This is a genomic window from Amycolatopsis sp. A1MSW2902 (genome assembly GCF_017312175.1).
Taxonomy (GTDB): Bacteria; Actinomycetota; Actinomycetes; order Mycobacteriales; family Pseudonocardiaceae; genus Amycolatopsis; species Amycolatopsis nivea.
Genome location: NZ_QJPO01000001.1, coordinates 1,524,260 through 1,542,293, shown reverse-complemented (window position 1 = coordinate 1,542,293; position 18,034 = coordinate 1,524,260). Strand labels below are relative to the sequence as shown.

Annotated in this window: 12 protein-coding genes; 6 read left to right on the top strand and 6 right to left on the bottom strand. The window is 69.4% G+C overall.

Annotation, left to right across the window (positions count from 1 at the left end):
- Window positions 1–33: 33 nt before the first annotated feature.
- Both DMP23_RS07160 and DMP23_RS07155 read left to right on the top strand, forming a co-directional pair.
- Window positions 34–1,572 carry a helicase HerA-like domain-containing protein gene (locus tag DMP23_RS07160; RefSeq protein ID WP_337820525.1) on the top strand — a complete coding sequence of 513 codons (1,539 nt, stop codon included), beginning with the start codon at window positions 34–36 and terminating at the stop codon, window positions 1,570–1,572.
- A 73-nt stretch (window positions 1,573–1,645) separates the two neighbouring features.
- The gene (locus DMP23_RS07155; protein ID WP_337820524.1) at window positions 1,646–2,029 is read left to right on the top strand and encodes a DUF3224 domain-containing protein; all 384 of its coding nucleotides are present in this window, start codon (window positions 1,646–1,648) and stop codon (window positions 2,027–2,029) included.
- Window positions 2,030–2,148: 119 nt separating this feature from the next.
- Here DMP23_RS07155 and DMP23_RS07150 read toward each other — a convergent pair whose 3' ends face one another.
- The 3 genes from DMP23_RS07150 to DMP23_RS07140 form a co-directional block, all read right to left on the bottom strand.
- Window positions 2,149–3,084: a S1C family serine protease gene (locus tag DMP23_RS07150; RefSeq protein ID WP_337824372.1), complete on the bottom strand. Its 936-nt coding sequence runs from the start codon at window positions 3,082–3,084 to the stop codon at window positions 2,149–2,151.
- 1,032 nt (window positions 3,085–4,116) lie between these two features.
- A complete protein-coding gene (locus DMP23_RS07145) occupies window positions 4,117–5,439 on the bottom strand; it encodes a M20 family metallopeptidase (RefSeq protein WP_134662592.1) in 1,323 nt (440 codons plus the stop codon).
- 37 nt (window positions 5,440–5,476) lie between these two features.
- Entirely contained in the window at window positions 5,477–6,238 is a 762-nt protein-coding gene (locus DMP23_RS07140; RefSeq protein ID WP_337820523.1) for a class I SAM-dependent methyltransferase, read from the bottom strand.
- Between the two features lie 165 nt (window positions 6,239–6,403).
- Between DMP23_RS07140 and DMP23_RS07135 the strand changes: the two genes are divergently transcribed.
- Window positions 6,404–7,324: a DNA-3-methyladenine glycosylase family protein gene (locus DMP23_RS07135; RefSeq protein WP_337820522.1), complete on the top strand. Its 921-nt coding sequence runs from the start codon at window positions 6,404–6,406 to the stop codon at window positions 7,322–7,324.
- 208 nt (window positions 7,325–7,532) lie between these two features.
- Window positions 7,533–8,249 carry a M50 family metallopeptidase gene (locus tag DMP23_RS07130; RefSeq protein ID WP_275294638.1) on the top strand — a complete coding sequence of 239 codons (717 nt, stop codon included), beginning with the start codon at window positions 7,533–7,535 and terminating at the stop codon, window positions 8,247–8,249.
- Window positions 8,250–8,792: 543 nt separating this feature from the next.
- Here the strand turns inward: DMP23_RS07130 and DMP23_RS07125 are convergent.
- Window positions 8,793–9,410 carry an Ltp family lipoprotein gene (locus DMP23_RS07125; RefSeq protein WP_337820521.1) on the bottom strand — a complete coding sequence of 206 codons (618 nt, stop codon included), beginning with the start codon at window positions 9,408–9,410 and terminating at the stop codon, window positions 8,793–8,795.
- Window positions 9,411–9,935: 525 nt separating this feature from the next.
- Here DMP23_RS07125 and DMP23_RS07120 point away from each other — a divergent pair.
- Both DMP23_RS07120 and DMP23_RS07115 read left to right on the top strand, forming a co-directional pair.
- The gene (locus tag DMP23_RS07120) at window positions 9,936–11,168 is read left to right on the top strand and encodes an aldehyde dehydrogenase family protein (protein WP_337820520.1); all 1,233 of its coding nucleotides are present in this window, start codon (window positions 9,936–9,938) and stop codon (window positions 11,166–11,168) included.
- A gap of 32 nt (window positions 11,169–11,200) precedes the next feature.
- The gene (locus DMP23_RS07115; protein ID WP_238608274.1) at window positions 11,201–12,307 is read left to right on the top strand and encodes a dihydrofolate reductase family protein; all 1,107 of its coding nucleotides are present in this window, start codon (window positions 11,201–11,203) and stop codon (window positions 12,305–12,307) included.
- 70 nt (window positions 12,308–12,377) lie between these two features.
- On the opposite strand, the gene DMP23_RS07110 is transcribed toward DMP23_RS07115, so the two are convergent.
- A complete protein-coding gene (locus DMP23_RS07110; RefSeq protein WP_337820519.1) occupies window positions 12,378–13,598 on the bottom strand; it encodes a chitinase in 1,221 nt (406 codons plus the stop codon).
- Between the two features lie 788 nt (window positions 13,599–14,386).
- Window positions 14,387–17,992 (bottom strand): cobaltochelatase subunit CobN, encoded by a 3,606-nt coding sequence (cobN, locus tag DMP23_RS07105; RefSeq protein WP_337824371.1) that lies wholly within the window; start codon window positions 17,990–17,992, stop codon window positions 14,387–14,389.
- Window positions 17,993–18,034: the final 42 nt, after the last annotated feature.

The window sequence follows — 18,034 nt, the reverse complement described above, 5'->3', positions numbered from 1 at the left end:
GTGTGATTTCGGACTCGGAACGGGGTGCGGCCAGTGGCCGAGCAAGCGTCGGGACCAGCGGCGGAGGTCGCGCAGGGATACGTGAGCGACGGGGCGGCCGTCGAGCTGGGCGCGGTGGTGATCGACGGGAAGACGGAGGCGTCGGCCGCGGTCCGGCTGCCGCTGGCGACGCTGAACCGGCACGGGCTGGTCGCGGGCGCGACCGGCACCGGCAAGACCAAGACGCTCCAGCTGATCTCCGAACAGCTGTCGGCGGCCGGGGTTCCGGTCGTGCTGGCCGACGTCAAGGGCGACCTGTCCGGCCTGTCCGCGCCCGGCGAGGCGAGCGATCGCACCGCGAAACGGTCCGCGGAACTGGGCGACGAGTGGGCGCCGGAGGCGGGTCCGGTGCAGTTCTTGTCGCTCGGCACCAGCGGCACCGGCATCCCGGTCCGCGCGACGATCACCAGCTTCGGGCCGGTGCTGCTGTCGAAGGTGCTCGGGCTCAACGAGACGCAGGAATCGACGCTCGGCCTGATTTTCCACTGGGCTGACCAGCGCGGTCTCGCCCTGCTGGACACCAAGGACCTGCGGTCGGTCATCACGCATCTGACCAGCGACGAGGGCAAGGAAGACATCAAGGGCATCGGCGGGGTGTCCGCGGCGACGGCGGGCGTCATCCTGCGCGCACTGTCCAATCTGGAGGCTCAGGGCGGCGAGGAATTCTTCGGCGAGCCCGAGCTGGACGTCCACGACCTGATGCGCCAGCAGGACGGCAAGGGCATCATCACGCTGCTGGAACTGGACAATCTGCAGTCCAAACCGGCGCTGTTCTCGACGTTCCTGATGTGGCTGCTGGCCGAGCTGTTCGAGGAGCTGCCCGAGGAAGGCGACCTCGACCAGCCGAAGCTGGTGTTCTTCTTCGACGAGGCGCACCTGCTGTTCTCCGACGCGTCGAAGGCGTTCCTCGAGCGGATCGAGCAGACGGTGAAGCTCATCCGGTCGAAGGGTGTCGGCGTGTTCTTCTGCACGCAGCTGCCGACCGACATCCCGAACAACGTGCTGTCCCAGCTCGGCGCGCGGGTGCAGCACGCGTTGCGCGCGTTCACGCCGGACGACCAGAAAGCGTTGGCACGCACGGTAAAGACCTATCCGAAGTCGCCGCACTACGACCTCGAGACGGCGTTGACGTCGCTGGGCATCGGCGAGGCGATCGTCACCGTGCTGTCCGAACGCGGCGCGCCGACGCCGGTCGCGTGGACGCGGCTGCGCGCCCCGCGGTCGAAGATGGGGTCGATCGGGGCGGACGCGATCCGCGCGGCGGTCGCGTCGTCGGAGCTGAACGCGAAGTACGGGGAGACGATCGACCGCGAGTCGGCGTACGAGAAGTTGGCGGCGAAAGCGACGCCGGCCCCGGAATCGGCACCGGCCGCGGAGCCCGAGGCGCCGGCCGCGCCCAAGCCGGAGAAGGACGAGCCGGGGATGATCTCGCAGGTGCTGAGCAACCCGGCGGTGAAGTCGTTCATGCGGTCGGCGGCGAGTTCGCTCGGACGGGAGTTCTCGCGCGGGCTGTTCGGCAACCGTCGGCGTTGAGATACCTGACTGGAGATGGCAGGTATCGGCGGTTGACTGTGCGGGATCGAGTTTCCGGCAGAGGAGCAACCGCATGACCAGGACCGCCGTCGCCGCGTTCGAGCTGGACAAATGGGAGCCGCAGGCGCATGACGAGGCCGGCGGCACGGCGTTCGCGCAGGTGCTGATCGAGAAGACGTTCACCGGGGCGGTCGAAGGGACCAGCCGGGTCGAGATGCTGACGGCGTCGAACGAGACGTCGCGCGCGTATGTCGCCTTCGAGCGGTTCACCGGATCTGTCGACGGGCGGAAGGGAAGCTTCGTTCTCCGGCACACGGCCGGCGACGAGGGGCTGTCGCTGGTCTTGCTGCCCGGTTCGGGCACGGACGAGCTGGAGGGCATCTCCGGATCGGCCGACATCGCCGTCGACGAGGGCAAGCACACGTTCACGCTGGTCTACGAACTGCCGAGCGCGTGAAGAAGCCGCTCTCTCCAGGCCCCGAATTTCCCGGAGAGAGCGGCCAGGGTTCCTCACCGTCCCGAGAGTGAGGAGCGGAGGCGGGCCGCCCCGACCACGGTCCGCCTCCGGAGTTCCGGTCAGCCGTTGACGATCTGGTCGACGATCTTCTTGGCGTCGTTGATCGGGATGGCGAACCCGATTCCGACGCTGCCCGCCGAGGAGTTCGGGCTGTAGAGCGCGGAGTTGATGCCGATCACCCGGCCCTGGCTGTCGACGAGCGCGCCGCCCGAGTTGCCCTGATTGATCGAGGCGTCGGTCTGGATCGCGGTGTAGCTGGGGCCGGACGTGACGTTCGAGGTCTGCCTCCCGAAGGGCGAGTTCTGCTGATCGCCGTCGCCGCCCCCGACGTCGGAAAGCGGCCGGTTGAGCGCGCTGACGATGCCGGTGGTGACGGTGTTCTGCAGCCCGCCCGGCGACCCGATCGCGATGACCTGCTGCCCGACGGCGAGCTTGCTCGAATCGCCGAGCGTCGCCGCGGTGAGCCCGCTCGCGCCCTGGGCCTGCAGCACCGCGATGTCGCTCTTGGTGTCCGAACCGACGACCCTGGCCTGGTACTTCTTGCCGTCCGACGTGGTAACCGTGACGGTCTGCGCACCCTCCACGACGTGCGCGTTGGTGAGGATCCGGCCGTCCGCGGTCAGGATGACGCCCGATCCGATCGCCGTGCCCCGCCCGGTCGTGACGTTCACCTGAACAACACTCGGCACCACCTTCGCCGCGACAGTGCTGACGTCCCCGGAAGCCGTGGTGTTGCTGATGGTCTGCCCCGTGGCGGCTGTCGACGCGGTGCTCGAGGACGCGCTGGTGCCGCCCGTCAGCCCGACGATCGCCGCACCGGCACCGCCGCCGAGCAGGGCTGCGGCCAGCGCTGTGGCTCCGACGAGTGCCGCCATCCGGCCGGGTCGCTTCCGCGGACCGGCCAGGGCTGCGGGCGGTTGCGCGGGTTGTGGCATTGGGCCGTAGTGCTGAGTGCCGGGCTGCTGCTGCGGGGTGCCAGGTTGGTTTTGCGGAATGCCTGGCTGCTGCGGGGCGGCGGGTTGGCTGTGCGGCGTGCCGAACTGGTGCTGCGGGGTGCCGGGTTGGTTGTGCGGCGTGCCTGGCGGGTGCGGCGCGGTGCCGGATTGGTTGTGCGGCGCGCCGAGCTCGTGCTGCGAGGTGCCGGACTGGTTGTGCGGAGCTACGTACTGCTCCTGCGGGGCGCTGGCTTCGTTGGGCGCGCGGCCAGGCTGCTGCGGCGCGCCGGTCTCATTGCTCGGGGTGCCGGGTTGAGGCTGTGCGGCGTGCGGGTTCGGCAGAGGCGCGGTGCTCGGCCCAGACTGCGCGGCAGCACCCGGCTGGGGAACCCGGACCGCTCCGGGTCCGGCTGCCTGGGCACCGCTGGGCAGCTGCGCGTTGCTCGGCCCGGCTTGCTGAGCGCTGGAGGCCGTCTCCTGCTCGCCACGCCCTCCGGCTTGCCCGACAGGACCGCCTCCGACCTCCCGCGGACGTCCCTGTCCCGCAATGAACGGACTCGACCCGGCCCGGTACTGGCCGTACTGCTCACTGCTCTGGTGCGGCTGGTGCCCACCGGGTGTAGCGGGGCCGGGCCGGCTCTCGTTCTCGGTCATGAACCCAGACTCGCGCCTGTGCTTATGAGCAGCCTGTGGAAAACCCTCAGGCTTTCCTGAGAAGAATCAGCTGAGAATTCTCAGCCGTTCTCAGGCAGTGCATCCTCGTCCGTGCCGTGCCGTGCCGTGCCGTGCCGTGCCGTGCCGTGCCGTGCCGTGCCGTGCCGTGCCGTGCCGTGCCGTGCCGTGCCGTGCCGTGCCGTGCCGTGCCGTGCCGTGCCGTGCCGTGCCGTGCCGTGCCGTGCCGTGCCGTGCCGTGCCGTGCCGTGCCGTGCCGTGCCGTGCCGTCCAGAGCGATGAGCCCGCGGAGCTCACCACCGCCGATCAGCAATGCGTCAGTCCAAACCGTCCAAAGCTTCCGCGCAACCCGGCAAGCTGGACGCGGCGCACCTCCTTTCCAGCCTTCCGGCCATCGTCATCCACCAACTCCCACACTTGTCAGTCAAAGAAACTCGGCACGTCCAACGCCCCTCCCGATGCCTCGAACTCGTCGTGCACGGCTTTGCGCAGCGCCGCGTCGGCGAGATAGTCGGCGGCTGTCAGAGCCAGCCCCAGCGCGCCGTCGATGACCGCCTGATCACCCGCCGGCGACCCAGCAGCCTCAGCGAATTCCTTGGTGTGCAAGGCGACCGTCGGCCCGGACACCGCGATCATCGGGTGCAGCGCGGGCATCCGGAAAGACAAATTCCCGAGGTCCGTGCTCCCCGTCAGGAACTCCGGCACGATGCCCGGCGGCAGCGGTTTCCGCCCCGTGCCCTGTTGATTGACCGACCACCGTCCGGCCAGTGTCGTGTTGAACCGGATCGGCAGATACGCCGGCTGCGCGTCCCAGCGCAATTCCACTCCGCAGCCCGTCATTTCGGCCGCGCCGTGGGCGATCGCGGTCATCCGGCTGGCCAAGTCGCGCAGCGTGTCGGGATTTGCCGACCGGAGGTAGAACAGGAGAGCCGCCCGGGCCGGGATCACGTTCGGCCGCGCGCCGCCGTCGGTGAAGATGCCGTGCACCCGGTCGCTCGACGGCAGCTGTTGTCGCAGCGCCGACACTCCTTGATAGGCCGCCACCGCCGCGTCGAGCGCGTTGCGCCCCATGAACGGCTGGGCCGAAGCATGCGCGCCGACGCCGTGGAACACCATCTCGAGCTGCCGCCTGCCGAGGAACGGGTGCAATGCGATGTCGTGGCTGAACGGGTGCAGCATGATCACCGCGTCGACATCGTCGAAGACCTCGGCTCGCGCGAGCGTCTCCTTGCCGCCACCGCCTTCCTCGGCAGGGGTGCCCACCAGGGACACACGTCCGCCGAGTCGTTCGGCCACTGCTGCCGCACCGAGGAATCCGCCTGCTCCGGCAGTGCAAATAACGTTGTGCCCGCAGCCGTGTCCCAATCCGGGCAGTGCGTCGTACTCGGACAGAACCGCGATGTGCGGCCCCTTGTTGTCCGGAGTTCCGGTGCGCAACGCGGTGTCCAGCCCGCCGAGGCCTACGGTGACTTCGTGCCCATGGGCGCGCAGCAAGTCGGCGAGCGCGCCGACTGACCGGTGTTCGGCGAACCCTTCTTCCGGATGCGCGTGCAGATCCTGGCTGAGCGCGACGAGTTCGCTCGCGCGGGAACGCACTTCTTCTTCAACCGCAGCACGGGTTTCCGCGTCGGCCCCGGCGTAGTCGGAACTGAGCGGTTCGGCGGCGGCCACGGCATCGGCGGTGGCTTCGACGAGGGAACGGAGGTGGCTGTCGTCGGGCGGGACAGGAGCGGCGTGGGTCATGCGGGGAATGCTAACTCCGAACCCCGACAGAAATGGATCACCGCACGTCGGACAGCCGACCGGAGACGAGTTGGGCGACGCCGAAGTACTGCTCGCGCACCTCGTCGAAGCCACGCGCGCGCAAGCTGGCCGCGATCTCTCCGCGGTCGAACATGCGTTGCCCGCTGACGATTCCTCCTGCGGTGTCGGCGATCCGGGCCAGCCAGCAGTCTCGGCGGGCGCTCGTGAGCAGGACGATCCGGCCGCCGGGACGCAGAATCCGGGTGAACGAATCGAGCGCGCGTTCCGGCTCGGCGAACATGTGCAGGGCAGCGAAACAGCAGACAGCGTCCACAGTGGATGAAAGCAGCGGCGGTTCGACCGCGTCGGCGCGAAGGTAGGCCACGTTCGGTGAGTCAGTTTCTTCGACCGCGCGCGAAAGCATGCTGCGTGCGCCGTCCAGGCCGATCGCGAGCCCTTCCGGCCCCACCGCGTCCCCGAACGCGCGCGTGAACCGGCCGGTTCCGCACGCGACGTCGAGCACGACTTGGCCCGGCTGTAGCCCGAGACGTTCGGAGGCCAGCGCGACCTCGTCGGCCATGCTCGGGCCGCTGGGGCCTTTGAGGACGCGGCCGAGCACGGGCCGCCAGTAGTGTTCGTATACCTGCGGCAGCAGCGTGGTGCGCATGAGCCGCTGGGTGAGCCCGGTGGGCGGGCCGGCCTGGGCCGCGTCGCCGAGGGTGTCGAAGAAACCGTCGGCTGTCGTGGCCGGTTCGCTGAGCAGATCGGTGAGCCGTTGCTGGGTGCTGTGGTGCGGCACGGAGGTCCTCTCGGTGGGATACCGGCAGTATGCGGCATCAACTGCTCACTCGTTCGAGTGAAGATCTGTCCGATCAAGCGTTCGAGGCCCGGCATTGTCGGTGGCTGTTCCTAACGTCGTCCGCACGGTCTCCGACTCGCGGAGACCAGCGAGGAGGACTGACTGATGACCGCACCGATCCTGCGTCCGATCGACCTGCCCACCGGTGAAATCGCCGTGCATGGGGCCTTCGACCTGAGCGCCGCCTCGCGGTGGCTCGCCGGGGCGGGCCCGGCGGGGTCCTTCGCCGCCGAACCGGGCGTGCTGCGGATGGCGTTCCCGGTGGAGGGGACCTGGACCCATGCCGGGGCCGCGATCCGGCAGAGATCCCCGGGCACGGTCGAAGTCGGGGTGGCGGCGCCGGTGGAGATCGCCGCGCGGGTGGTCGCGCAGGTGAGCCGGATGCTTTCGCTCGATGTCGACGAATCGGGGTTCGCCGAGGCCGCGAGCCGGGACTCGGTGGTCCGGCGGCTGCACGCCCGTCACAGCGGAGCGCGCCCAGTGCTGTTTTCGTCGCCGTACGAAGCGGCTTGCTGGGCCGTGCTCACGCAAGGAATGCGGGTCCCGCAGGCGAGACGATTTCGCGAGCAGTTGACTGTGCGCCATGGCCGTCAGGTCGGCGAAGACGGGCTGTTTTCCTTTCCCTCGCCGCAGATTCTGGCCGAGCTGGGCGACGAACCGTCGGTGGGGCCATTCCGGCTCGCGCGCCTCCGAGCTGTCGCCCGGGCAGCTGTAGACGGCCGCCTGGACACCGAGGAGTTGCTGGCGCTGCCGGTCCCCGAAGCGATGAGCCGCCTGTGTGCGATCCCGGGCATCGGAGCGTTCTCCGCCGAGCAGATCCTTCTGCACGGCGCGGGACATCCCGATCTCTTCCCCCGCCTGGACACCCAGCTCCACCAGATTCTGTGCGCGGAGTACGCGTTGCCTCCCGACACGCCGCCGGACGAGCTTGAGCCGTTGGCTGAGGATTGGCGTCCGTATCGGTCGTGGGTCGCCCATCTGTTCCGATTTGATCGGCTGAAGGTGTCCGTGGAGGTGGCGGACTGAGCGGTGCCTGAAGTCGCGGATCGACAGGAAGGAGACGTCATGGAGTGAGGCCGCGTCCCATACCGAATCGCGGTCGACGGATGTTGCCTGGGCACTCACAGCAGCCAAATAGGGCCTGTGGTGAGGTGTCCGCGTGACTACGCCTGTACTCGCCGTCTCGACTGTGCTCAGTGCTCGACCGGGCACCGGAGAAGTCTCCGGTGCGGCCATGGCCGCGGGCACTGGGACAGTCAGCGCGGCGCTGGAACAGGCGAACACGCCGAGCGTCATCACGTTGGTCACCGGCGCGATCGCTTTGCTGGTCGTGCTGGCCGGCGGGACGCCGTGGCGGTTCGCCCGCAACGTCATCACGATCGTGCACGAGGCGGGCCATGCGCTGGCCGCGGTGACGGTCGGACGGCGGCTGCGGTCGATCCGGCTGCACTCGGACACCTCCGGGGTCACCGTGTCGCGCGGCAAGCCTGAGGGACCCGGCATGGCGTTCACCGCTTTGGCCGGATACATCGCTCCGTCGGTCCTGGGACTGCTGTTCGCGAGCCTGGTCGGAGCCGACCTGATCACCGCGGTGCTCGTGCTGGTCGCGTTGCTGCTGCTGGGCGTGCTGATCATGGTGCGCAATGCCTACGGCGTGTTCACGGTGGTGGCGAGCGCTGTCGTGCTCGGGCTGGTGGCCTTGGTCGCGCCGAAGGTGGTGCAGGCGCCGTTCGTGTACCTGCTGACCTGGTTCCTGCTGTTCGGCGGGGTTCGGCCGGTGGTGGAGCTTCAGCTCAAGCGGCGGCGTGGCCAGGCGCGGGACTCCGACGCCGATCAGCTGAGCCGGCTGACCGCTGTGCCCGCGGTGTTGTGGGTGCTGGTGTTCGGCGTGCTCACGGCGAGCTGCGTGATCGCGGGCGGGTTGTGGCTGCTGCAGCCGTTGGCGTTGTGATGCGGTCGCTGCGGTTGTCGGTTGCGGTGAGGTGACGCGGACTGGCGGCTCGGTGGCGTCGTGCGACGGCGCGCGGTCGCTGGGATGCGACGGAGCCGGTGGCGGTGCGGCGGCGACGTTCATGCACGCGCCGCGTGCGAGCGGACGGCGGCCGCGGCGGAGCGGTTGAGCGCTGGCTGGGCGGCCGACGGATTAGTTGAGCGCTGGCTGGGTTGCCTACGGACCGGTCGAGCGCTGGCTGGGCGGCTCACGGATCGGTTGAGCATTGGCTGGGTTGCCGACGGATTGGTTGAGCGGCAAGCAGTTGAATGGCAAGCGGTTGGGTGGAACGGCCGGTTGTTGGCGCGCTGTCGTCGGCAATGCCGTGGCAAGCTGTCGCCGCGTGGCAGCGCGTGCGCGGCACTGCACGTCCGAGTGCTTGGTGGGGTTCGCGCCTGACCCAGCTCTCCTGGGCGGTTGCGATCTCCAACCGCTGCGGGTGATCAGCCACGACGCCATTGTGCGGGGTGCGGGAGCTGTTCGGCGTTGGTCACGCGTCGGATGTCATTTGCACGCCTTCGTTTGGTGCGCGCCGAACTTGGCCTGGGCACTGGTGAACTTCTCACCGTATTTCGAGGACAGTTGCTGGATCAGGCCGGTGCACGAGAACGAGGTGTAGTCCAGGTATGACTGCGCCGCCTTGGCTGCCTGTTCGTTCCAGTCGACGTCCAGGCTGTCCACCGCCTGGGTGGCGACGTTCTTCGGGTAGCTGTCGCCGTACTTGGAGGACAGCTGATCGATCAGGCCGTTTCGCGAGAAAGCGGTGTAGTTGAGATAAGACAGCGCGGAGTCGCGGGCCTGCTCGACCTGGGGCGGGTACTGCGGTGCCTCGCTCGTTGGGCTGGACTCGACCGGAGGAGGGGATTGCGGAGTCTCGGCGGGCGAGCTCGTCAGGGCCTGGGGAGTCTCGCTGGTGGGGCTGGACTCGACCAGTTGCCCGTTGATGCATGACTGTCCGGCTTTGAGCGGAGGGCAGGACTCTTGCGGCGGGTAGCTGGGCGTCGAAGCTGAGGTGGGAGTCAAACCACTGGTGCCGAGACCGCTGGCGTTACCACCGGAGCAGGCGGTGAGGGTGACGGTCGCTGCGGCCGCTGCGGCGAAGATGGCGAGGCCCTTGATCATGCGGTGCTCCTTGGCCTGAGGTGGTTTGTAGTCGTGTGTGCTGCTCCGTTCGTTACGGCGGTGATGTCCACTTAGCTCAGGCGTCTGACTGTCGAACAGCACGTGTTCCGGCGGTCTGATCAGAAGGGCGCGCACTCGTTGCTTTCGAGCGACGTTGGGGTCTGGAAGCCTGTCGGATGCCAGCACGCGTCGCGCTTGGCCAGGAGCTGTGCGCGGGTGCTCCGGCCTTGGCGATCGCGACCTCGTCGCCCAACGGTCGTGGACGCGTTTCGTACTGCCCAAGCCCACGGGCGCAAGCAGTGTCGCGCCTACGACCACGGCGGCAATCCCGGCTCCACGTCGGCAGAAGGCTGCTCGTTGGTTGAGCGTGCCGCTGCCTTTGGTAGGTTTCCGGAACTCATGGGAAGCCTCTCGTGGTCGGTCGGTGCGTCCCGGCGTCTGGCCCGCGATGAGGGTCCCGATGCAGGTCAGAGGCGGGTGTCCGGCAGACTGGACGTCTGCTGAGCCGCCGGAGGGAGACAGGCGATGGACGAGGTCGCGAAGGCCGTCGAGGAGTGTGCGCGGGCGGCGAAGGCGGCTGCGCCGTCGTTGGCTGCCGCCGGGGACGAGGCGGTGGACGCGGTGCTCGTCGGGATGGCGGAGCGGCTCATCGCGCACCGGGACGAGGTGCTTGAGGCCAACCGGGCCGATGTTGCCAAGGCTACTGCCGACGGGATGAGCGCTGGTCTGCTCGACCGGCTCACCATCACGCCCGAGCGGCTCGACGGGATGGCCGATCAGCTGCGTCTGCTGGCCGGCGCGCCGCACCAGGAGCGGGCCGTCGACGTGTCCGCCTTGGACGGCGGGCTGCGGCTGGTCGAACGGCGGCGTCCGGTGGGTGTCATCGGCGCGAACTACGAGGCTCGGCCGAACGTGACGGTCGACGTGGCGTCGCAGCTGGTCAAGTCGCGCAACGGCGGCGTGCTGCGGACCGGGTCGGCGGCGCTTGGCTCGGCGCAGCGGTTGCGGGATGTCGTGATCGCGCCCGCGCTCGAGGCTGCCGGGATCAACCCGGACGTCGTGCAGTTGGTGCCGCGCGTGGAGCGGGAAGCCGCGTCGGCGCTGGTTCGGCTGCCTGGGCTCGTGCCGCTCGTCATCCTGCGCGGCAGTGGCGACAGCACGCGCGCGCTGGCGACCGAGGCCGCGGTGCACGGGGTGCGCACGTTGGCGCACGCTGACGGCGGCGGTGTGCTGTACGTCGACGCCGCGGCGGATGCGGGCAAGGTTCGTGACCTCGTGTTCTCGAGCCTCGACCGGCTCGGCGTCTGCAACCGGCTGAACCTGCTGCTGATCCACGAGGACGTGCACGACACGGTGTGGCCGCAGATCGAGTCGGCGCTGGCCGAGCGCGGCGTCACGCCTTCGCTCGCGCCGCACGAGCACCCGATCGGCTACGAGTGGGCGCTGGACTCCGAGCGGGAGGCGACCGTCACCGTGGAGAAGGTCGGCGGGCTCGTCGACGCGGTCGAGATCGCGAACGAGCGCACGTCCGGGCTCGCCGCGGGGATCGCGACCGAGGACCCGGCGGCCGCGGAGCGGTTCTTCGACGGCTACACCGGCACGGGCGTGTTCTGGAACGCGCCGACCCGGCTGCTGGACGGCTTCAAGCTGCTCGCGGTGCCCGAGACCGGCATCAACCTCGACCGGGTGCCGGGGCCGCGCGGGCCGGTGACCTACACCGACCTGTACGTCCGCCAGTACGCCGTAGTGCCCGCCTGACCTGGCCGGAGCACGATGAGCGGATGGGCACGATGACCGGGCGGCCGCACGTCCTGCTGTCCGCGGCGCAATCGCTGGACGGCTACCTCGACGACGCCGGCGCCACCCGTCTGCTCCTGTCCAACGAGGACGACTTCGCGGAGGTCGACCGGCTCCGCGCCGAGGCCGACGCGATCCTCGTCGGCGCGGGCACGGTGCGGGCCGACAACCCGCGGCTCCTCGTGCGCTCCGCCGAACTCCGCCGCGAGCGGGTCGCGGCGGGGCGGCCGGAGCAACCGGTCAAGGTGACGGTCACCAGCAGCGGCAAGCTCGATCCGGCGGCGCGGTTCTTCACCGTCGGCGACACCGAGAAGCTTGTCTACGCGCCGCGAGGCAGCGCGGACAGCTTGAGTGCGGTCGCGACTGTCGTGGAGGTCGGCAGTCCGCCGCGGCTCGAGCACATCCTGGACGACCTCGGCGCGCGCGGGATCCGGACGCTGCTCGTCGAGGGCGGCGGGGCGGTGCACACGCAGTTCCTCGACGCCGGGCTCGCCGACGAACTCCGGCTCGCGATCGCGCCGATCATGGTCGGCGATCCGCGAGCGCCGCGGTTTCTCGGGCCGGGCGCGTTCCCGCGACCGCTGGAACTGACGGAAGTGCGACGGCTCGGCGAGGTCGCGGTGCTGCGGTACCGCGCGGCGGTCGAACCGTCGTCGCTCGATCTGCTGCGGTTGCGGCAGGCCATCGAGCTCGCCGACGAATGCCCGCCGAGTTCGACGTTTCGGGTCGGCGCGGTCGTCGGGCTGCCGGACGGGACGGTGCTCGCCACCGGGCATTCCGGCGAAGGCGATCCGCGCAATCATGCGGAAGAAGCCGCGCTGGCGAAGCTCGATCCGCACGACCCGCGACTCGCCGACGCGACCATGTACAGCTCGCTCGAACCGTGCAGCGATCGCGCGTCCCACCCCAAAAGCTGCACGCAGCTGATCCTCGAAACCGCCATTCCGCGAGTGGTGATGGCCTGGCGGGAACCGTCGTTGTTCGTCGAGGCCGAAGGGGTCGAGCGGCTTGTCGCGGCCGGACGACGGGTGATCGAAGTGCCGGCGCTGGCTTCGGAAGTCCGGCGGGCGAACACGCATTTGCCCGGCGTTCGGCCCTGAGCACCGGACGATCGGGCGCTGCGACACAGAATCCGCGTCGCAGCGCCCGATCGGGAAAAAAACTAGCCGGTCAGCAGCCGCCGTTGTCGGTCCAGACGCCCCATTGGCCGGTCGTGCCGGGTTCCTCGCCCTGGGTCCACCATTTGGCGGTCCATTTGTGGCTGTTGTGCGCAACCACGGCGCCGCCGGTGTAAACCTGCGTTTTCTGCCATTCCGGCGCCGAGCAGGTTCCCGGAGGATTGCTGGTCGGACTGGTCGGGCTTGTCGGCGGAGTGGTCTGCGGCGGGGTCGCGCCGGCGAACCGGGTGGTGAACTTCGTGAAGTCCCAGTCGTTTTGCTGGACGTTCGAGCACACGCTGTTGTCGGTCGTCGTCGTGCATTGCCGGTCGCGGTTCACCGCCCAGAACGTGAACCGGCCGAGGTGGTGGCTCGTCGCGTAGTCGTACACGGTCTGGAAATCGGAAACGTTGAAGTATTCCGAACTGTCGGATTTCCCGTTCATTCCCGAGAAACCCTCGTGCGCGTACGCGGTGGCGCTGTCCCAGCCCAGGTGGCTTTGGAGCAAGCCGTGGAACGCCTCGAGCGCCGACACCTGCGACGCACCGCCACCGCTGAAACCGCCGTCGAACGGCATGATCGAGAAGTTGTTGGGAGAGAAGCCGATCGACTTCGCCTGGTCCAGCAGCTGGGTGCCGAACCAGCCGGTGCCCGCGGCGGTTCCCGGCATGGTCACCGAGACGAAGAGACCGGGGTTGTCCGCCTGCAGTTTCTTCGCGGCGCCGAGTTCGTTCGCGATGGCCGCGGTGTCTTCGTACTCGGGTTCTTCGAGGTCGAAGTCGATGGCTTTCAGGTTGTATTTCGCGACGACCTGCTGGTAGGCCGCGGCGGTCGCTTCGACGGTGCCGCAGGTCTGGCCCAGTTTCGTGCCGCCGTAGCCGCCGACCGAAACCGACACGTCGCCGCCGTTGCCGCGGATGCGGTTGATCGCGTCGCCGACGGTCGTGTCCGAGGAAACCGGCGTGGTGCCGTCCCAGGTGGGGCTGCATCCGCCGCCCTTCGGAGCGAGGATGAAGGCCAGCTGGAACGCTTTCTGCCCGGTCGCGTTCATGACGGTCACCGGGTCCGGCGGGTTGTTGCTCTGCGGCATGAGGTACGGCGCGGCGGCGTACCAGTTGTTGTCGAGGCCGGTCGAAGCCCCGGTCTGCGCGTGGGCGGTCGCGGCCACGACGGCGGCCGCCCCGGCCACGGTAGCGGCGGCGACGAGTGTGGCGGCCAGTCTGCTTCGCTGCATCTGTCCTCCGGCGAGCATTCGGAAAATGAATGCGGTAAGCATTGGACTAGACCATTATGAAGTCAAGGTGCGGTCGGCTGCTCTTGTCCGGCGGGGGGCTGGTTCGGGAGGTATGCCGGAATTCTCTGCGGCGGGTTAGCCCTTGTGGCGCAACGGTTCCGCGCAAAAGGACGCGGACCGCCGGGGCGAGTGGTCCGCTGGGGAGAGGGGGAGACGGTGACGGTGCGGTTGGACTGGGCAGGCGCGAGCTGGGGGCGCCGGTCGGGGGTCGCGGTGGCTGCTCGGCGGGGGAGGTTCGGTGACTGGTGGCGTGAGCTGTGGTGGTGGCGTGGCTGGGCGGGGCGGGCTTGGCGGTAGGGCGAGGGTCAGGGGGCGGTTCGGCGAGTGGTGGCGCGAGCTGTGGTGGTGGCGTGGCTGGGCGGGGCGGGCTTGGCGGTAGAGCGAGGGGCAGGGGGCGGCTCGGCGAGTGGTGACGTGAGCAGTGGCGGGGCGGGCTTGGCGATAGGGCGAGGGTCGGCGGGACTGTTCGGCGGACCTTCGCGGGGGCGGGCGGCTGGGGCCGCAGTTGGCCTAGCGGGTGCGGCCGAAAGGGCGTGTGCTGGCGACGGAAGAGGCGTGGGTCGGGGCGTCGAACGGCTGGCCAGTGGCATGGCGAAAGTGCTGTGCGACGGCTGGGGCGGGGGAAAATGCCGTGGAGCTCCTAGGAGAGCGCTGGTGGGCCCGCGTCGCGGCTGGAGAAGCGTTGGCGCCGGGTTGCGGATCAGCCCGCAACCCGGCGCAACTAAGACTCAGTCGCTCTCCAGATCGCCTTCCAGCGTCAGGTAAACCTCGCGCATCTGGGCCAGCAGCTCCGGATCCGGCTCTTCCCACAGACCCCGGTCCGCGGCTTCCGTCAGGCGTTCGATGATTCCCCGCAACGCCCACGGGTTCGCGTCCCGCAGGAACTGCTGGTTTTCCTCGTCCAAAACGTACGACTGGGACAGCTTCTCGTACATCCAGTCGCCCACCACGCCCGCGGTGGCGTCGAAGCCGAAGAGGTAATCCACGGTTGCCGCGAGTTCGAAGGCTCCCTTGTAACCGTGGCGGCGCATCGCGGACAGCCAGCGCGGGTTGACGACCCGGGCGCGGAAGACGCGGGCCGTTTCTTCGCCCAAAGTACGGGTGCGGACGGCGTCGGGGGTGGTGGAGTCGCCGACGTAGGACGCGGGTGCGGAGCCGGTCAGGGCGCGGACGGTGGCGATCATTCCGCCGTGATACTGGAAATAGTCGTCCGAGTCGGCGATGTCGTGTTCGCGGGTGTCCGTGTTCTTCGCAGCCACCACAATGCGTTTGTACGACGATTCCATGTCTTCGCGGGCGGGGCGGCCGTCCAAATCCCTGCCGTAGGCGAAGCCGCCCCAGACCGCATAGACTTCCGCTAAATCCTTGTCGTCGCGCCAGTTTCCGGAGTCCATCAACGGGAGCAGGCCGGCTCCATAGGCGCCTGGTTTGGAGCCGAAGATGCGGGTCGTGGCGCGGCGGTTGTCGCCGTGGGCGGCCAGGTCTGCGTTGACGTGGGCGCGGACGTAGTTGTCGGCTTCGGGTTCGTCCAGGGACGCGGCCAGGCGGACCGCGTCGTCCAGCAGGGTGATGACGTGCGGGAAGGCGTCGCGGAAGAAGCCGCTGATGCGGACTGTCACGTCGATCCGGGGACGGCCCAGTTCGGACAGCGGGATGGGCTCGATGCCGGTCACCCGACGGGAAGCCTCGTCCCAGACCGGCTGGATGCCCAGCAGCGCCAGGACTTCCGCGGCGTCGTCGCCGGAGGTGCGCATCGCGGAGGTGCCCCAGACCGAGAGGCCGACGGACCGCGGCCAGTCGCCGGTGTCTTCGCGGTAGCGGCGGAGCAGGGAGTCCGCCAGTGCCTGGCCGGTTTCCCACGCCAGGCGGCTGGGGATCGCCTTCGGGTCGACGGTGTAGAAGTTTCGGCCGGTCGGCAGGACGTTGACCAAGCCGCGCAACGGGGAACCGCTCGGGCCGGCCGGGATGTAGCCGCCGTCGAGGGCGTGCAGGACGGCGTCCACTTCGGACGAGGTGCCTGCCAGGCGGGGGACGATCTCGGTGGCGGCGAAGGTCAGGACGCGGGCGACTTCGTCATCAGAAGTGCCCAGGACTTCGCTCACCACTGAAGAAACCGAAGAAGGGGACCATGCGCGGGTCTCCATCAAAGAAACCAGCGTGTGCGCGGTCGCCTCGATGGCGTCTACTTCGGACAGCGGGGCGTCCGAGTTTTCCTTCAACCCCAGTGCGGAGCGCAGGCCGGGGACGGCGCCTTGCTTGCCGCCCCACATTTGCTGGGCTCGGAGCATCGCCAGGACCAGGTTTACCCGAGCCTCGCCGACCGGGGCCTCGCCCAGGATGTGCAGGCCGTCGCGGATCTGGGCGTCCTTGACCTCGCACAGCCAGCCGTCGATGTGCAGCAGGAAGTCGTCGAACTCGGCGTCGTGCGGGCGTTCCTCGACGCCGAGGTCGTGGTCGAGTTTCGCGGCCTGGATGAGGGTCCAGATCTGGGCGCGGATCGCCGGGAGCTTCGCCGGGTCCATCGCGGCGATGTTGGCGTGCTCGTCCAGCAACTGCTCGAGCCGGGCCAGGTCGCCGTAGGACTCGGCGCGGGCCATCGGCGGGACCAGGTGGTCCACGATCGTCGCGTGCGCGCGGCGTTTCGCTTGCGCGCCCTCGCCGGGGTCGTTGATCAGGAACGGGTACACCAACGGCAGATTGCCCAGTACGGCGTCCGGGGCGCAGGCGGCGGAGAGGCCCGCGGTCTTGCCGGGCAGCCATTCCAGCGAACCGTGTTTGCCGAGGTGGACGACGGCGTGCGCGCCGAATTCCTCTTCCAGCCAGCGGTAGGCGGCGAGATAATGGTGGCTCGGCGGCAGGTCCGGGTTGTGGTAGATCGCGACCGGGTTCTCGCCGAATCCGCGCGGCGGCTGGATCATCAGGATGACGTTGCCGGACTGCAGCGACGCCAGGACGATGTCGCCCTCGGGGTTTGCCGACGTGTCGACATACAGCGAACCCGGTGCGGGGCCCCAGTGTTCTTCCATCGCCTCTTGCAACTCGACCGGCAAGGCAGCGAACCATGCGCGGTAGCGGGCGGCGGGGACGCGGATCGGGTTGCCGGAGAGCTGTTCTTCGGTGAGCCATTCGGGGTCCTGGCCGCCCGCGGCGATCAGGGCGTGGATCAACGCGTCGCCGTCCGGCTGGTCGGTGCCGGTCGGGTCGACGCCGGGGAAAGCCTCGGCGCCGAGGTCGTAGCCGCGTTCGCGCATGAGGCGCAGGAGTTTGATCGCCGACGCGGGGGTGTCGAGGCCGACGGCGTTGCCGACGCGCGAATGCTTCGTCGGGTACGCGGACAGCATCAGGGCGATCCGCCGGGAAGCGGGCGGGGTGTGGCGGAGCCGGGCGTGCGCGAGGGCGATGCGCGCGACGCGGGAGGCGCGTTCGGCGTCGGCGATGTAGCGGGGGAGGCCGTCGTCGTCGAATTCCTTGAAGGAGAACGGGACGGTGATGATCCGGCCGTCGAACTCGGGTACCGCCATCTGGTTGCCCGCGTCGAGCGGGGACAGGCCGTCGTCGCTGGCGGACCAGGTTTCGCGGTCGCTGGTCAGGCACAACGCCTGCAGCACGGGCACGTCCAGCGCGGCCATCTCCGCGACGTCCCAGGATTCGTCGTCCCCGCCGGCCCCGGCTTCCGACGGACGGGTGCCGCCCGCAGCCAGCACGGTGACCAGCAGGGCGTCGACCTTGCCCAGCTCAGCCATCATCTCCGGCGCGCGCGTGCGCAGGGACGCGGTGTGGATCGGCAACGCGCGGCCGCCCGCGGATTCGACCGCGTCGGCCAGCGCGTGCACGAAACCGGTGTTCCCGGACAGGTGGTGCGCTCGGTAGTAGAGGATCCCGATGACCGGGCCGTCGTTCGAGGAGGCGGGCCGCGAAAGCACGCCCCACGACGGCAGTTCGGCGGGCGGTTCGAAGCCTTCGCCGGTGAGCAGCAGCGTGTCGGACAGGAAGCGGTGCAGCTGCGTGAGGTTCTCCGGACCGCCCTGCGCGAGGTACAGATGCGCTTGCGCGGCGATCCCGGCGGGCGTGGTGGAGAGCTTCATCAGCTCCGCGTCCGGCGTCTGCTCGCCGCCGAGCACGACCACGTGCGCACCCGACGCGCGCAGCGTGTCCAAGCCTTCTTGCCAGGTCCGCGGCGTGCCCAGGATCCGGACGACGACGATCGACACGCCGTCCAGCAGCCCGGGCAGATCGTGCAGCGGAAGCCGGGACGGGTTGCCGAGGCGGTAGTCCGCGCCGCTGGCCCGGGCGCTGAGCAGGTCGGTGTCCGAAGTGGACAGCAGCAGGATCACGGCGTTCCTCACTCGGGGTGTCCGCGCCCCGGGTCGTCGGGC

Coding starts and splice junctions, on each gene's coding strand:
- DMP23_RS07155 (WP_337820524.1), top strand. CDS start 1,646: ATGACCAGGACCGCCGTCGCCGCGTTCGAGCTGGACAAATGGGAGCCG.
- DMP23_RS07145 (WP_134662592.1), bottom strand. CDS start 5,439: ATGACCCACGCCGCTCCTGTCCCGCCCGACGACAGCCACCTCCGTTCC.
- DMP23_RS07135 (WP_337820522.1), top strand. CDS start 6,404: ATGACCGCACCGATCCTGCGTCCGATCGACCTGCCCACCGGTGAAATC.
- DMP23_RS07130 (WP_275294638.1), top strand. CDS start 7,533: ATGGCCGCGGGCACTGGGACAGTCAGCGCGGCGCTGGAACAGGCGAAC.
- DMP23_RS07125 (WP_337820521.1), bottom strand. CDS start 9,410: ATGATCAAGGGCCTCGCCATCTTCGCCGCAGCGGCCGCAGCGACCGTC.
- DMP23_RS07120 (WP_337820520.1), top strand. CDS start 9,936: ATGGACGAGGTCGCGAAGGCCGTCGAGGAGTGTGCGCGGGCGGCGAAG.
- DMP23_RS07115 (WP_238608274.1), top strand. CDS start 11,201: ATGACCGGGCGGCCGCACGTCCTGCTGTCCGCGGCGCAATCGCTGGAC.
- DMP23_RS07110 (WP_337820519.1), bottom strand. CDS start 13,598: ATGCAGCGAAGCAGACTGGCCGCCACACTCGTCGCCGCCGCTACCGTG.